13 protein-coding genes and 2 pseudogenes are annotated in these 14909 nt (G+C 35.0%); 1 reads left to right on the top strand and 14 read right to left on the bottom strand.

Annotation, left to right across the window (positions count from 1 at the left end; translation table 11 throughout):
* Positions 1–78: 78 nt before the first annotated feature.
* Positions 79–2256: pseudogene (gene ppsA / locus ACJDU8_RS12205) on the top strand (phosphoenolpyruvate synthase); the annotation flags it as partial.
* A gap of 106 nt (positions 2257–2362) precedes the next feature.
* Here ppsA and ACJDU8_RS12200 read toward each other — a convergent pair.
* The 14 genes and pseudogenes from ACJDU8_RS12200 to ACJDU8_RS12135 all read right to left on the bottom strand — a co-directional run bounded on the left by ACJDU8_RS12200 (position 2363) and on the right by ACJDU8_RS12135 (position 14787).
* Positions 2363–3163 (bottom strand): SDR family NAD(P)-dependent oxidoreductase, encoded by an 801-nt coding sequence (locus ACJDU8_RS12200; protein WP_406792418.1) that lies wholly within the window; start codon positions 3161–3163, stop codon positions 2363–2365.
* 115 nt (positions 3164–3278) lie between these two features.
* Complete coding sequence (locus ACJDU8_RS12195; RefSeq protein WP_406792417.1) at positions 3279–3797, bottom strand: hypothetical protein; 519 nt, start codon at positions 3795–3797, stop codon at positions 3279–3281.
* Positions 3798–4017: 220 nt separating this feature from the next.
* Positions 4018–4539 (bottom strand): hypothetical protein, encoded by a 522-nt coding sequence (locus ACJDU8_RS12190; RefSeq protein ID WP_406792416.1) that lies wholly within the window; start codon positions 4537–4539, stop codon positions 4018–4020.
* A 77-nt stretch (positions 4540–4616) separates the two neighbouring features.
* The gene (locus ACJDU8_RS12185; protein ID WP_406792415.1) at positions 4617–5699 is read right to left on the bottom strand and encodes a HAMP domain-containing sensor histidine kinase; all 1083 of its coding nucleotides are present in this window, start codon (positions 5697–5699) and stop codon (positions 4617–4619) included.
* Positions 5696–6367 carry a response regulator transcription factor gene (locus ACJDU8_RS12180; RefSeq protein WP_406792414.1) on the bottom strand — a complete coding sequence of 224 codons (672 nt, stop codon included), beginning with the start codon at positions 6365–6367 and terminating at the stop codon, positions 5696–5698. The genes ACJDU8_RS12185 and ACJDU8_RS12180 overlap by 4 nt, the downstream gene beginning before the upstream one ends.
* 249 nt (positions 6368–6616) lie before the next feature.
* Positions 6617–7711 carry a zinc-dependent alcohol dehydrogenase gene (locus ACJDU8_RS12175; RefSeq protein WP_406792413.1) on the bottom strand — a complete coding sequence of 365 codons (1095 nt, stop codon included), beginning with the start codon at positions 7709–7711 and terminating at the stop codon, positions 6617–6619.
* A gap of 213 nt (positions 7712–7924) precedes the next feature.
* Positions 7925–8341: a cupin domain-containing protein gene (locus tag ACJDU8_RS12170; RefSeq protein ID WP_406792412.1), complete on the bottom strand. Its 417-nt coding sequence runs from the start codon at positions 8339–8341 to the stop codon at positions 7925–7927.
* A gap of 25 nt (positions 8342–8366) precedes the next feature.
* Positions 8367–8906 (bottom strand): flavodoxin family protein, encoded by a 540-nt coding sequence (locus ACJDU8_RS12165; protein WP_406792411.1) that lies wholly within the window; start codon positions 8904–8906, stop codon positions 8367–8369.
* 167 nt (positions 8907–9073) lie between these two features.
* Positions 9074–10426 (bottom strand): MATE family efflux transporter, encoded by a 1353-nt coding sequence (locus tag ACJDU8_RS12160; RefSeq protein ID WP_406792410.1) that lies wholly within the window; start codon positions 10424–10426, stop codon positions 9074–9076.
* A gap of 102 nt (positions 10427–10528) precedes the next feature.
* Complete coding sequence (locus ACJDU8_RS12155; RefSeq protein ID WP_406792409.1) at positions 10529–11428, bottom strand: LysR family transcriptional regulator; 900 nt, start codon at positions 11426–11428, stop codon at positions 10529–10531.
* Positions 11429–11646: 218 nt separating this feature from the next.
* Positions 11647–12781: pseudogene (locus ACJDU8_RS12150) on the bottom strand (aldo/keto reductase).
* A 550-nt stretch (positions 12782–13331) separates the two neighbouring features.
* Positions 13332–13511, bottom strand: a complete 180-nt coding sequence (locus ACJDU8_RS12145; RefSeq protein ID WP_406792408.1) for a hypothetical protein — start codon at positions 13509–13511, stop codon at positions 13332–13334.
* Between the two features lie 218 nt (positions 13512–13729).
* Positions 13730–14146, bottom strand: coding sequence for a YjdF family protein (locus ACJDU8_RS12140; RefSeq protein ID WP_406792407.1), 417 nt, complete (start codon positions 14144–14146; stop codon positions 13730–13732).
* A gap of 194 nt (positions 14147–14340) precedes the next feature.
* Positions 14341–14787 (bottom strand): helix-turn-helix domain-containing protein, encoded by a 447-nt coding sequence (locus ACJDU8_RS12135; protein ID WP_406792406.1) that lies wholly within the window; start codon positions 14785–14787, stop codon positions 14341–14343.
* Between the last annotated feature and the right edge of the window lie 122 nt (positions 14788–14909).

Genomic DNA, 14909 nt, shown 5'->3' with positions numbered 1-14909 from the left:
GCAGCACTCCATGAAAGTATTTATTGAAATTTTTAGAAGATTAACTTGTTATAACCATATATATGTCCATACGTCAGCCTAAACCATATCAGCAAGTGCTGGGCATCGCTATTTACCGAAAGGGCAGTAACTTACCGCCTTCAAAACGGCTTTGACCACCGTAAAGTCCACCTGTCTGTGGTTGTTCAAAAGATGGTCTTCCCGCAGGCAGCAGGGATTTTGTTTACTGCTGATCCCATCACTTCTAATAGGAAAGTGTTATCCATTGATGCCAGCTTCGGACTTGGTGAGGCCTTGGTCTCCGGACTGGTGAATGCTGATAACTATAAAGTACGTAACGGCAAGGTTATCCATAAGAAGATATCCACCAAGAAGCTGGCTATTTATGCCTTAAAAGATGGAGGTACGAAAGAACAGGAGCTTGAGCCTGAGAAGCAGAATAGGCAAACCCTGACGGATGAGCAGATTTTACAGCTTGAGAGCATGGGGAGAAAGATCGAAGAACATTTCGGCTGCCCACAGGACATCGAATGGTGTTGGGTTGATGATACATTTTATATTGTCCAGAGTCGGCCAATCACTACTTTATACCCCATCCCCGAAGCTAATGATGAAGAAAATCACGTTTATGTATCTGTAGGTCATCAACAAATGATGACAGACCCCTTGAAACCACTTGGGATGTCTTTATCTGAGTTAATATCTTTTGGACTCAGGTTTAAAGCTGGTGGAAGGTTGTTTGTTGATGTGGCACAGATGCTAGCTTCACCTAACAGCAGAAAAATGTTATTAGATACCCTGGGACAACACGATCCACTTATAAAAGACGCACTCATTACCATAATAGAACGAGATTTCATAAAATCTTTACCAAATGATAATGAGGAACAGAGTTCCGGTAAAAGCAATAAAAGAGTGTGGTCTGCGGATTCAGAGGCACAAATCGAAAACGATCCGGCAATGGTTTCTCATTTAATTAAGAACTGTCAAAGATCCATAGAAGAGTTAAAACAAAACATCCAAAGGAAATCAGGAGCAGATTTATTTGATTTTATTCTAGAAGATATCCAAGAGTTAAAGAAGATCTTATTTGACCCACAAAGTACGGCTGTATTTATGGCTGCTATAAATGCTTCACATTGGATCAATGAAAAAATGAAGGAATGGTTAGGTGAAAAAAATGCAGCAGATACGCTCTCTCAATCTGTACCAAACAATATTACTTCAGAAATGGGGCTGGCACTACTGGATGTGGCAGATGTGATTCGTCCTTATCCAGAAGTAATTGATTATTTACAACATGTAAAAGATGATGACTTTTTAGAGAAATTGGTTAAGTTTGATGGCGGAAATAAAATCCAACAAGCTATCTATGCTTATCTTGACAAATACGGAATGCGATGTAGTGGAGAAATCGATATTACTAAACCCCGCTTCAGCGAAAAACCAATTACACTTGTTCCCATGATTCTTAGTAATATCAAAAACTTTGAGCCTAACGCCAGTAATGAGAAATTTGAGCAAGGGCGGCAGGAAGCTTTGACAAAAGAACAAGAGTTATTAAAACGATTGAAGCAATTACCGGATGGTGAACAAAAAGCCAAAGAAACAAAACGAAAGATTGACCTAATCCGGAATTTCATCGGTTATCGTGAATATCCAAAATACGGCATGATTAACCGCTACTTCGTTTATAAGCAGGCGTTACTGAAAGAAGCCGAACAACTCGTACAAGTAGGCGTTATTCATGAAAAAGAAGATATTTACTACCTGGCTTTTGAAGAACTTCGGGAAGTTGTACGCACAAATAAATTAGATTACCAGATCATCAATAAACGAAAAGACGAGTACAAATTATATGAAAAGCTAACTCCACCACGTGTTATCACGTCTGACGGTGAAATCATTGCAGGTGATTACAAACGAGAAAATCTCCCAGAGGGCGCTATGGCAGGTCTGCCTGTTTCTTCTGGAGTCATAGAGGGAAGAGCACGTGTCATCTTAAACATGGAAGAAGCTGATCTAGGAGATGGAGATATATTAGTCACCTTCTTTACTGACCCTAGCTGGACACCATTGTTTGTATCCATAAAAGGCCTAGTCACCGAAGTTGGTGGACTGATGACCCATGGAGCAGTTATCGCACGTGAATATGGCTTACCGGCAGTTGTAGGAGTAGAAAATGCTACCAAACTGATAAAAGATGGTAATCGAATTCGTGTGCATGGAACAGAAGGGTATGTAGAAATCCTATAATGGGGAAGATACCATCTTCATCTTGAAAAAAATAATGGATGAAAGCTAGGAAGGCGGCTCAATCAGAGTCGCTTTATCTTCTTCCCATAACTAAATACAATCAGCATTAATGTGCTTTTGATCCCATTACATGTTTGATTAATCGCGCAGCAAAACCCGCATTAATACTATAAATAAAATTCATAGCTTTAGAGTCCTTACCAATGCAAAAACGGTACTTGTTCTTTTCCATTCCATTAATAATCAACTCAGCAGCAGCAGATGGCTTCAGAAGCATCTTAGAATTTTTCTCCTCATCCGCAGCACTTTTATTAGTAATCTGTGAGTTTTTCTTTATATCTGTTGCCATGGCTCCCGGGAACACGAGAGAAACATGTACATTGGTACCTAACAGTTCTGAATATAGACTTTCTGTCATCAGCTTCACCGCTGCCTTTGAAGCACCATATGAGCTTTGACCCGGAACTGGAAGGAATCCTCCCATACTGGCAATACTTACAATGTGGGCTTCAGGCCTGGTCAATAGATGATTCAAAAATGCCTTTGTCATATACAAAGTTCCATAAAAGTTAACATTCATTACTCTATCAATTTGATCAAATCTTAAATCTTTTAATTCTATAAAAGGCTGAATAATTCCGGCATTATTGATAACGCCATCAATATGATCAAGTGATGAAATAATTTCTTCTGCGAAATTAAATACAGCTTCTTTATCTGTAATATCCAAAACTCGAGTTAATAATTTTTCGTTCTTACCTGACATATTAAATGTTTCATTAAGCGCAGACTGATTTATATCAACTGCCACAACCCTTCCCCCTTTTGATAACAGCTGAAGAGTTAATTCTCTTCCTACTCCATTTCCACCGCCAGTAACAACTATGTTTTTATTTATTGCCCTCATTATTTCTTCCTCCAACTCATTATCTGCTATTTATTCTTATCATCTGATAGACTTCTATATTTGAAATCAACTAACTTCATTACTTGTATAATAAATACTCCCACTTTGACTTTAATTAACTTTCTAATAGCCTGCTTGCTTTTTCGCAAGTGTCATAAATCTTTTCGTACTGTGCATCAATAAGTGGATTTACTTGCTCTGTCTTTTTATTTTTAATTCTTAAATAACCGAAATACGGCAAAACCCATCCTGCGAATGCAGGAACTGCAACTACGATACTTGTAAGGATCATACCTCCCAAATAGCTGAACACAGAAAGTGCCATAAACGCCGTTCCTACGATTCCAATCCCATAAGCAAAGGCAGATGCGCCCAAGTTCTTAGATTTCTCCAGATTTTCAATCTCCTTTACACAGCCTTCAAACTGTCTCTGAAGTCTAGTTAATTCTACCTTGTTTCTTATCTTCCGCTCCCTTTTAAATTTAAGAGTGACAGAATTAATTCTAGGAACAGACGAGTTTCCTTCCAGTAACCAACCAAAACTTGCATAACTGTCTGTCCACAGTGGCTCCATTCCACGTATTACAGTTACATCCCTATACTCATAACCTACAAATTTTTTCTCTTTTTCCATAATTATTTTCTCCTTTCAAATAAAAAGATTTCGATATTTTTCAGCACTTTCTTTCTATTTCCCTTTGATGTATAGATTATGGATTTAAAATATTTATGAGTTGTCAGAGAATTGTTTAAGAAATGTTAATTTTGAATTAAATAAAAAAATCTGCTATAACTTCATTAGCTTTTGCTGTATTAGTCTTTTTAAAATTGTCATTCATTAAAAGTTCCTACTATTATTTTTCTGTTAATCTGCTGGCTTTCTCACAAGTATCATAAATTTTGTCGTACACTTCTTCAATTATGGGATTAATCTTGTCTGCCTTTTTACTTACAATTTTTCTATAGCCGAAATAAGGCAAAATCCATCCTAAGAATGCAGGTATTGCAAAGACGATATGAAGAAAGATCCTTCCTTTTAAATAACTGAATACAGCCAATGCCATAAATGCTGTTCCTAATATACCAACTCCAATAGCAAAGATTAATGCAGCCGTGTACTTGGAATTTTCTAAGTTTTCAATCTGTTTTACGGAGCCTTCAAACTGCCTCTGAAGTCTTGTTAATTCCATCTTATTTCTTATCTTTCGATCTCTTTTAAACTTAAGATTAACAGTATTCTTTCCTGGTAAAGGCGATGATTTTCCTTCCAGTATCCATCCAAAGCTTCCATAGCAGTCTGCCCACAAAGACTCCATATCACGATTTACCGCAACTTCCTTATACTCATAACCTATAAATTTATATTCTTTTTCCATACTTGTGTTCCCCTTTCAAATAAACAGATTTCCATATGCCCCTACTACCTTCTAACTGTTTTCTCTTAACTCATAAATTAGTCATTATTTACATTCAGCTCTACCATAAAGGTTGTGCCGCATCCCAGACTGCTATTTACGGATATTTTGCCGCCTACTAAATCTATAACTCTTAATGAAAGAGCAAGCCCTAGACCATTTCCCTCTTGAGAATGGGAAGTATCTCCCTGATAAAATTTATCAAAAATATGCTTTACTGTTTCTTCACTCATACCGCAGCCAGTGTCTTCTAGGGTTACAGTTATGGTATCAGAATCTGAAGTCTGAATAAGCTTAACATTTCCACCATACTCGGTAAATTTCAAAGCATTTGAAAGTAAATTGTTCCATACAATTTCCAGCATACTTTCATCCGCACAAATAATTGCACGGTCTTCTATATCTGCTTCAAAAGTAATATTTTTTTCTTCCCACAGCTCTTCAAAAGATAATGCGCATTCACAAAGCTGTTTGCATAGATCATAAGGTTCAGCTAACATGATGATTTCCTGATTTTCCAATTTATTAAGTTTCAGGATATTTGCAACAAGTGCAGTAAGTTTTTTAGATGCAGTTATGATAGTATCCGTATATTCTTTTCTGACTTTAGGCGTTAAATCTTCCTTCTGAAGTGCCATAGCATAACTCTGAATGACAGAAAGTGGTGTTTTTATCTCATGAGATACATTAGAAATGAAATCACTTTTCAAAATTTCTGTAGTTCCCAATTGTTCTACCATTTTATTGAAATCCTCAAACATTACTTCCACATAATCCTTTTTGCCGTCTTTCCTAATTGGCGGAACCCAAACAGAATAATCACCCTCAGCAACTTTTTTTGCAGCTTCACTAAGTGTCCTCATAGGCTTGTCGTAGGAATAGTAAATCAGGATTTTGGTTACCAGGCAAAAGAGCAGGCTGATGATTGCCCAATATCCTAAGGTACGCAAAACATATCCAATGGGTATGCGATCCATTTCTATGTAGGCACCATATATCATATTCTGACCAGTAGTGAGCACTGATAATATAAAATATATCAATAAAAATTGTCCCAGAGAAATATGTTTTGTATTGACCCGATTATCCTTTTCCTTATTTTTCTGTTTTGGTATAATCATGAAAGCACCGCCTTATAGCCAAGACCATAAACCGTTACAATCTTGAAATCGCTGCAGCAGGAGAATTTATCTCTAAGTTTTGTGATATACACATCCACTGCTCTAAGGCTGGTATTGCTTTCCAATCCCCAAAATTCATCCATCAGCTGTGCACGTGCAAAAGTATGCTTCGGATAAGATAGCATTTTATATAGAATATTGAATTCCCTTACTGTAACAGGAATTTCCTCGCCATCCACTGTGGCTGTCATTTCGTCTGCATTCAAAACAAGACTTCCTACCACAAGCTTTCTTTCATTGGTAATATTTGCACGCCTTAAAAGTGCACCTACACGCATTATCAGTTCATCCATATTTATTGGTTTTACCATATAATCATCTATTCCTGCACGGAACCCCTTTTGTTTTGAAGCAATGTCATCCCGAGCAGACATGAATAGTATTGGTATTGCCTTATTAATATCTCTAACAGTCTCTGCAAACTCATACCCATCTATCTGAGGCATCATTATATCTGAAATAATTAAATCGTATAAACTATTATACATAAAATCATAGGCTTCTCTAGCATTAAAACAGCCCGTTGCATGATAACCATTATCATTTAAATATGTACATACTATCTGATTCAGCTTTATATCATCTTCCACCACAAGTATATTTACCATAAAATATCCACACCTTTCTATCTAAAACATTTTTTCATACATAAACATAAAAGCACTAGGACTCTATTTCATCATATATTGTGCGCAATTGTATCATAAAAATGTTAAAGAAATGTTAAAGTACATTATGATCTTTACAAATAAATCAAACAAATAAGGTAACTTACCCAATAAGCAAGCTACCTAAAATTATTATATTAATCAAGCACTGGACTAAAGCCGCCATAAATTTATATGGAAAGATAATATCTATTCTAAATCCAACACAACCTTAATTGCATGAGTAGGATCCGCTGCAATTTCAAAAGCTTTTTCAGCATCTTCTAAAGAAAATTTATGGGTAATAATTTCTGAAATTTTTGATTTTTTCTTATCAAGGTTAAATATTACTTCCTCAATGTCACAACTTGCATAACCACGAGAACCCATTAATACACACTGAGTGCTCATTAATTCATGAAAACTAATAGGAATAGGCTGCTTATGCAATGCTATACAAGTATACCTAGAATACTGCTTTGCATGTTTCATAAATTCATCAACATAATCCTTGATTCCTGCACAATCAATAATAACATCGATATCAACTACTGAATTTTCTGTAACTATCATTTGACCATTTTCATTGCTGATACGATGATTTTTATTTTTAAGAATGCCAAAATAATTTTCAAGGAATTTATTAACATTATCAGAGCCGTTCTGTGTGTTAAAGCCGATTCCTCCTAGTTTTTCAACAGTTTTAATTCTTGCATCATCTTTGTCCAGCACAACAATTTTTTTGTTTCCTTGTGCAATAAGACTGCATAATACACTTAAACCAATTGTTCCTGCACCAATAATTAATACATTTTCATTAGGCATTGTTTTTGCTGTATTTTTTCCATGAGTGCCAACACTAAAAGGTTCTATCAGAACAGCATCATCATAAGAAAGGCTATCAGGTAGAATGTAAAGGTTATATCCAACCCTTGCGTTTTCAACTATCACATACTGCGAAAATGCACCTGCCATGTCAGCTTCATATGGATCAGATGTACACGTTGCAGGGTCTACAAACACTCTTGCGCCGATCTCCACATCTTTTACATTTTCGCCCTTTTCATATATATATCCCACCATTTCATGTCCAAATTCACGCCCCGGATAAATTGCAACTTTTTCTCCGCCATAAAAGTATCCCGTAACGTCTGTACCGCATATACCTGCTCTAACATTTCTAACAATTACATCATTAGGACCACAGAAGGGAATTTCTTTTTCCTCTAATTTAACGTCCCTAATTCCATAATAAACTAATGCTTTCATAATAGATTTGTTTTCATTGTTCTTTAACTCCTTCATAAATAATGCTCCTTTTCAATAGTTTTTTCATTGTTTGATTTTCTATTCTTATAATGCCTTAGCACTATTTAAGTTTTGTTAGAGAAATGTTTGAAAAATATTAATATATAGAGACTCCAATAACCGGTAATATGGAACTATTAACATAGTTATTACCTTTCCTCGAAAAATATACAATTAATTCTTTTGCCATTTTGCATAATACCTCCTGTTTTATCTTAATTTACTGTATACTTCATCTGTCACCCCTTCTAACCATTCATTGCTTGCGCCTTCTGCCGGCACTTCAATAGCCAGATGTGCAAACCAACTATCCGGTGCAGCACCATGCCAGTGTTTCACATCTGCCGGAATATTTACTATATCTCCTGGCTTTAATTCTTTTGCTTCTTCTCCCCATGCCTGATAGTAGCCTCTGCCACCTGTCACGAGAAGAATCTGCCCACCCTGGTGATGGATATGCCAGTTATTACGACATCCTGGTTCAAATGTCACGTTTCCGACCCCTACACCTGTAGTGGTCAGCATGTTTAAATATGCCTTTCCAACAAAAAACTTATTAAACTTTTCTGGTAGAGGTTCCCCTATGGGAAAGATCGCACCTTTACTTAAATCTGTAGTTTCACTCATGTTAAAATACCTCCATTCATTTTCTTTAATTGTCCTTTAGATTTTTACCAGCTTCATATACCTGCTGCATAACTGGAAGTCCTAAGATATCTCCCTTTTCCCATGCCCCCGTTCCATAAAACACACCTTTTTCTTTTGATCCTGGCAGACATGCTATATAGCCTCTAAATCCAGCAAGGGTAGCATCCATTGCTTCATGAACAGGATCAGCAGCGGCTACTGCAAAATAAAAATCCTTATCTTTAATTTCCTGATATCTTGGTAAACAACGATCAATAAACATCTTCATCTGCGCATCCATGGAGTAGAAATATACCGGAGTTGCAAGAAGAATAACATCTGACTGTATTAACTTATCTAAAGTCTCTTCCATTCCATCATTTTGCATACATTTTCCCGTTTTTCCACATGCATAGCAGGCTAAACAAGGATTTAGTTTAATTTCCACAAGATTGACTTTTTCTGTTTCACATCCTGCCTCTTTTGCACCTTTTAAAAACTGACTGCATAATACATCTGAATTGCCTCCAATTCGTGGGCTCCCGTTAATCGCTATTACTTTCATAATTTTCAACTCCTTTTATCAAATATTGTACTGACATCTTCCAAATAACCTCTAATTTTCAAATGCTGTGGGCATACCACTGGTAGAGTGGCAAGTCCTCCTCCTTTTACTGGTTCCATCACAATTACTGGTTTATTATATCTTTCGCATACCTGATAACAGCAATATCAGATGACTTTAAACTTGGTCCACTTATCATTTTTATAATGCCATTCATAAATTACTGATTTTATCACCCAGTCTACAAACATAGCGACCCAAGTGCCTAGCATCCCCATATGAAATCCTATTGCAAATACATAAGACAATGCAATTCTGCAAAAAATCATAGATAAAATGCTGACTACCATTGGAAATTTTGCATCTCCAGCTCCTCTGAATACAATGGGTAACACATACCCAGATGGCCAAATTAAAATCATCAAAACTGCATGTGCAATGACAATCTTCCATGCCATAGACGTTGCTTCTGCTGAAAGATTATAAACATGCATAATCAGTGGCATTAGAAGCAATACTATCGTAGAACTAAGAATAAATCCTATATGAATGATAATTCTCACTTTTCTCTTATAGTACTTTGCCTGTTCAAAATCTCCAGCTCCAACACATCTGGATATAATAACGGAAAGCCCCAAATTTATTGCCATACCCGGCAGCACTTCAAACATAACAATAGTTCCAGCAACAGAATTAGCTGCAATTGATGCGGTTCCAAACATTGAAACAACACTTAATACAATCAGCCTTCCGAGATAAAACATCCCATTTTCAAAACCAAAAGGCGCTCCAATGTTTAAAATTCTTTTTAACATCACCTTATGAAATTTTTCAGTGAAAAAGTTTGTAATTCTAAGCTCACAATCCTTTTTATGTGCCAGAAGAAGAATAATTAGAGCTGCACCAATTCTTGATACCAATGTAGGAATTGCAACACCTTCCACCCCCAGATGAAATCCTGATACTAATAATACATTTCCTGCCACATTTATGATATTCATAACCAGCATAATTTTCATTGGTAACTTAGCATTACCCATAGTACGAAAAATCGCAGCACCTGCATTATATAAAGCTAAAAACGGAACTGATATTGCTACTATCATAAAATAATAATTTGCTGCATCCGATACTTCTTTTGTAATAGATCCAAATAAATGATTTAGTATCAGCGGTTTAAAAAGATATAGTAATATAGTTATTACTATCGATAATGATAGTGCACATTTAACGAGTTGATTTGCTGCCTTTGTTGCGTTCACATTATCTTTACGCCCAAGATACTGTCCTGCAATTACGGATCCTCCTGTTGCCAATGCTGCAAATATACTAATGATTAGTGCCATAACAAAATCTACTAGTGACACCCCTGATACAGCCGACTCCCCAACTTGTGCTACCATCATGGACGCTGCCATTCCAACAGTATATTCAAGTCCCTGCTCTATTATCAGCGGTAAAAATAACGTAAATAAATCACGATTAGAAAAAAATCGCTTTTTTGCTAAAGTTGTTTCCATTTTTAACTGCTCCCTTTTCTTTTGTACTTTTATGATATCTTTTAGCCATTAAAAGAGCAATTTCACTTTCTAATCTAATCCATAAGTAATACTTATCCGAAATCATTCCATCTTGCTTCTCTGAAAAATAGTGCGTAGAATATCTGCAAATTCTCTAATCAAATCTAGATCTTTATCTTTTTTCCAGAAAGCAAAGTAATTACGTTGTATCTGATTTCCACTTCGAAACAGTGGCAGTCGTTTTATTGCTATTCCTGCCTGCATAAGTCTGTTACTACCCTCAACAGGCAAGAATCCTTTATTCCCAGCTACCAAAAGCCTCCCTTCTTCCAAGTTTTCTACGAATAGAAAATTTCCAGCAAATCCGAGAGTATTTTTATAGTATTCCCTCTCATTTTCCTGCTGCTCCTTAGATGCAACAAGGATGCAGGGAACTCGCTTTAGTTCTTCTATAGCTATTGCTTCAAAATTACTTAAAGTACTTCTGCCAGCAACTTCTACGTAGCTATAAGCAGTGCATAAATGATAATTGACATATTCATCCGATAGTGCACGCCTCTGGTCATTTATTACCAGACTCACGTATCCATTTTTTAAATACTGATATAGTTCTTCATGATTTCCATTTATTATCTGAATATCTATGTTTGAATATTTTTCAGAAAATACTGCTATTGCCTGCTGCAATTCTTGCAAACCATATGACTTGCAATAGCCTATGCTGACTATATTGTCCCTGTTTCTTGCAATATGATGCGTTTCTTGCTTTAATCTATCAACTTCGTCAAGTAAAAGCAGACTATGTCTGTAAAAATGCTCACCCGCAGGTGTTAATGAGAATTTTCTGTTTTCCCTAACAATCAGTTCTACTCCTAAATCAGCTTCCAATGCCTGAATCTGTTGAGATATAGCAGATTGCGATATAAAACATTCTTCTGCTGCTTCTGTAAAGCTATTACAATCCACTACTTTAACAAAATAATATATCTGCTTAAATAACACTTGAATATACCTCCATTCCAATGTTAACATAGCTAAAAATAATCCTATAAAGTTCCCATCCAGTTATTGTTTTTATATCTAATTAAAATAAGATTACAACTTTGAGTTAACTCCATGTCAATAGAAATTGGTAAAATAATTCGTAAAATGAAAAGCCATTCAAAGTGAAACACTCCACCTTAAATAGCAATTTTCATTTTTCTCTCCCCTTTTGGTAATTATTTTCGTGCTGGGTAAGTATATTGCATGAATTCCTCATGAACATTTCTTAATAATTGCGGAATGTTTAAATTCTGCGGGCAGTGTTTCATACAGATCCCGCAAGATACGCATTGATCTGCACCAGAGCCCGCAGGAAGCAGATTGCTTTGGTATACTGCTTTATCTATCACATGTGATTCCATTAACTGCTGACTGTTATAGAGCCTGAATATTTCAGGAATCGCCACGCCTTTGGGACACGGCATACAGTATTCGCAGCCGGTGCGTGCAGCCAATGCTCCTTTTTGCTTCATAAGCCTCACGAATGTTATTAATCAAATTTAAATCCTCTTCTGACATAACATTGGTGGCCGCTTGTTCGAAGATTTTCAGATTATCCTTTAACTGATCCAAAGAACCTGTGCCACTCAAGATTAAGGATACCTCAGGCATGTTGTAAAGCCACCTGAAACACCATTCTGCCAAGGAACGCTTTTCAGGATACTTACTCAATAAATCCTGTACTTCCTTGGGAGCATAATTAAGAATGCAGCCTCCTCTGAGAGGTTCCATTATAACAGCAGCTAAACCTTTAGCCGCACCATATTTCAGCCCCTCTACACCCACTTGCTGCTTCACATCTAATATATTTAGCTGTATTTGAAACATTTCCCAATCAAAGGAGTCTACAATTTCTTTGAAGGCATTTAAGGTATTGTGAATAGAAAAAGCCTTATGGACTATCTTTCCTTTTTGCACCATTTTATCTAAGAAAGTAAGTCCATCAAATCTCTTAACCTTCTCCCAATTACCGTGGTTCATATTATGAAGTAGGTATACATCTATATGATCTGTCCCTAGTCGTCCCAATTCTTCGTCCAGATATTTTTCAAAGTCCTCATGTTTGCTTACATTCCAAATAGGACTTTTGGTAGCTATATAAGTTTTGTTTCTATAACCATCCTCTAATGCTTTTCCTGTAATAATCTCGCTGTTTTTATAAATAAACGCCGTATCGAGATAATTCACCCCGTTATCTATGGCATAACGTACCATCTCAATTGCTTCTTTTTCATCGGATGGAAAGCGCATACACCCAAGTCCAAATCTGGACACTCTCATGTCTGTTCTCCCAAATTGTGAATATTCCATAATATATCATTCCTTTTCATAATTATATTTGATAATGCCTTTAGGAATATTATCATCAAAAATGTCTAATTTCTCTAGACCGTTACTGCAAAAAAAATTGCCTAAAGCTGCAAATCAAATATAGATATTAGCATTAGCACACGAATTGAAAATGCCAGTTGTTCTCTGTCTATTAAAAATTGAGCATTCTTACCATGATAAATCATATAAGAGAATTGTTTACAATTATCGAACTTGATTATAGCATCATAATTTTGATGACAACACCAAAAGTAAATATACTTAATAAAATCAACGGGATACCATCTGTCTTTTTACCTTCCTTGTAAAAGTGTAACCAATTGAAAACTTGAAAAACACCTAAACAAGTAAGCATATAAGGCATTATAACTTTACTATTAACATTAGTATCCTGAGTTGGCAAAAATATTTTCTGCTTCACCTAAAAGTATTTTGCTAATATCAATACCCGTATATGTACTTCCGCTAGGTAATATAGGCAATAATAGTAGTCCGAAATAAAAATAATTACATACTTAAATTAGTAGCATCAACTATTTCCTTTATTTTCTAATTTGTCTAAAATAATATCTATCTTTTTATTCATCTCTTTATTTCTATTAATGAAATTTTTAAATCCTCGTATTGATTTATATACGACTATTATAATTGAAAATAATACAATAAAATTAACGACTGTAATAATAATAGTTACATAATCACTCTCCATATAACTCTCTCTTTCCTAATATTGAATATTTCTACAATTCATTCATAACTGATTCTAGTATATCATGAAATTTCAGGGAATTTAAATTACTTTAAAACTTTTTAACCAATTCGTTTTATTATGAAAACTATAATTCCACTACCTACAATCTAAAGGCTCATTACTTACTGCATTAACATAGTTAAGGCAGCACTAGGGCTGCCTTTTAGCATTACAAATTAATGTCCTTTATGTTTTTCTTTCTTTTTACGTTGATGTAATTGAAACTTAAACTCTTTTTCTTTATCATTTTTCTGTTTAAAACTTTTTCTTCTTTCTGCTTTGTTTTCTTCATATTGCAATTTCATGGCAAGTTGTGCTTTCGTTCCTATGCCATTAGTTTGTGTTTGTGTTTTGATTTCTCTTTGAAGCCTTTTAGGATTTATTTTTTTGTCTCTAGGCTCATCAATTAATAAAGAATTACCAAATTTCAAATCACAAAAGTGCTTTAATATAAAATCATATACTTCATAATCTTTTGGTTCAGAACCAAATACAACCTTTGAAACTTCATATTTATTGAAGGATACTTTTTCAAAAACACCTACCCAAAATATATCTTCAAAAAATACAGTGAACTTAATACTTACTTCCATTTGAAATTTCCTCCTGTAAAATAAAATTTAACATAGAGAATGGACGACCCCAGGAGGGAAGGTTACTTCTATCTATAACAATATAGACAGGTTTGGACTACCAACCAAAACTGTGTTTTTATCTCTAATCTAGTAAAGATATGCATTAAATTACAAAACCATAATAACATTTGTAAATATTATACCATAAATTATTACTTACTTTTCTTTTTTACCATTTCGTATTTTTGATAAAGAATATCTTTCAAAACTAAAACAGTATCCATATCATTAAAGTCGAACTCATTTTTACAATCGTCATATAACTTGGATATTTTATCACAATAGGTATTTATTCCTTGTATATCTTGATAAGATGCTAAGATTGGATATTTTTTGCTCCACGCACCGGTCCAGTCAATTTCATCAACTATCATTTCAATGCTTGTGACATCTCCACCAAAATGACTTCCACTAATAAGATAATCATAACTTATATTATACAATTGACTTAGTAATTTTACTTTAGCTAACTCTGGAACTGTTTGACCAGTTTCCCATTTGCTCACTGTTTGCCTGGATACACCTAATTTATCAGCAACATCTTCCTGAGATAAACCTTCCTTTTTACGCAAATCTAATAATTTTTCACCTAACAACATAATAATTACCAGCCTCTCTTTTATTTCAAGTGAACTTGTAGATACAGTATACTTAAAATAAAAATTGTTTTCTACCAAATGAAGATGGAAATTTGTCAACTAAACTTAACATTTCTTCTCTT

The organism is Candidatus Clostridium eludens, assembly GCF_045310515.1.
GTDB lineage: Bacteria > Bacillota > Clostridia > Clostridiales > Clostridiaceae > Clostridium_B > Clostridium_B eludens.
This window is presented reverse-complemented; position numbering and strand designations above follow the sequence as displayed.

What these genes read in the sequence shown, in the direction of transcription:
- ACJDU8_RS12200 (WP_406792418.1), bottom strand. Translation starts at nt 3,163, where the DNA reads ATGAGGGCAATAAATAAAAACATAGTTGTTACTGGCGGTGGAAATGGA.
- ACJDU8_RS12195 (WP_406792417.1), bottom strand. Translation starts at nt 3,797, where the DNA reads ATGGAAAAAGAGAAAAAATTTGTAGGTTATGAGTATAGGGATGTAACT.
- ACJDU8_RS12190 (WP_406792416.1), bottom strand. Translation starts at nt 4,539, where the DNA reads ATGGAAAAAGAATATAAATTTATAGGTTATGAGTATAAGGAAGTTGCG.
- ACJDU8_RS12185 (WP_406792415.1), bottom strand. Translation starts at nt 5,699, where the DNA reads ATGATTATACCAAAACAGAAAAATAAGGAAAAGGATAATCGGGTCAAT.
- ACJDU8_RS12180 (WP_406792414.1), bottom strand. Translation starts at nt 6,367, where the DNA reads ATGGTAAATATACTTGTGGTGGAAGATGATATAAAGCTGAATCAGATA.
- ACJDU8_RS12175 (WP_406792413.1), bottom strand. Translation starts at nt 7,711, where the DNA reads ATGAAGGAGTTAAAGAACAATGAAAACAAATCTATTATGAAAGCATTA.
- ACJDU8_RS12170 (WP_406792412.1), bottom strand. Translation starts at nt 8,341, where the DNA reads ATGAGTGAAACTACAGATTTAAGTAAAGGTGCGATCTTTCCCATAGGG.
- ACJDU8_RS12165 (WP_406792411.1), bottom strand. Translation starts at nt 8,906, where the DNA reads ATGAAAGTAATAGCGATTAACGGGAGCCCACGAATTGGAGGCAATTCA.
- ACJDU8_RS12160 (WP_406792410.1), bottom strand. Translation starts at nt 10,426, where the DNA reads ATGGAAACAACTTTAGCAAAAAAGCGATTTTTTTCTAATCGTGATTTA.
- ACJDU8_RS12145 (WP_406792408.1), bottom strand. Translation starts at nt 13,511, where the DNA reads ATGGAGAGTGATTATGTAACTATTATTATTACAGTCGTTAATTTTATT.
- ACJDU8_RS12140 (WP_406792407.1), bottom strand. Translation starts at nt 14,146, where the DNA reads ATGGAAGTAAGTATTAAGTTCACTGTATTTTTTGAAGATATATTTTGG.
- ACJDU8_RS12135 (WP_406792406.1), bottom strand. Translation starts at nt 14,787, where the DNA reads ATGTTGTTAGGTGAAAAATTATTAGATTTGCGTAAAAAGGAAGGTTTA.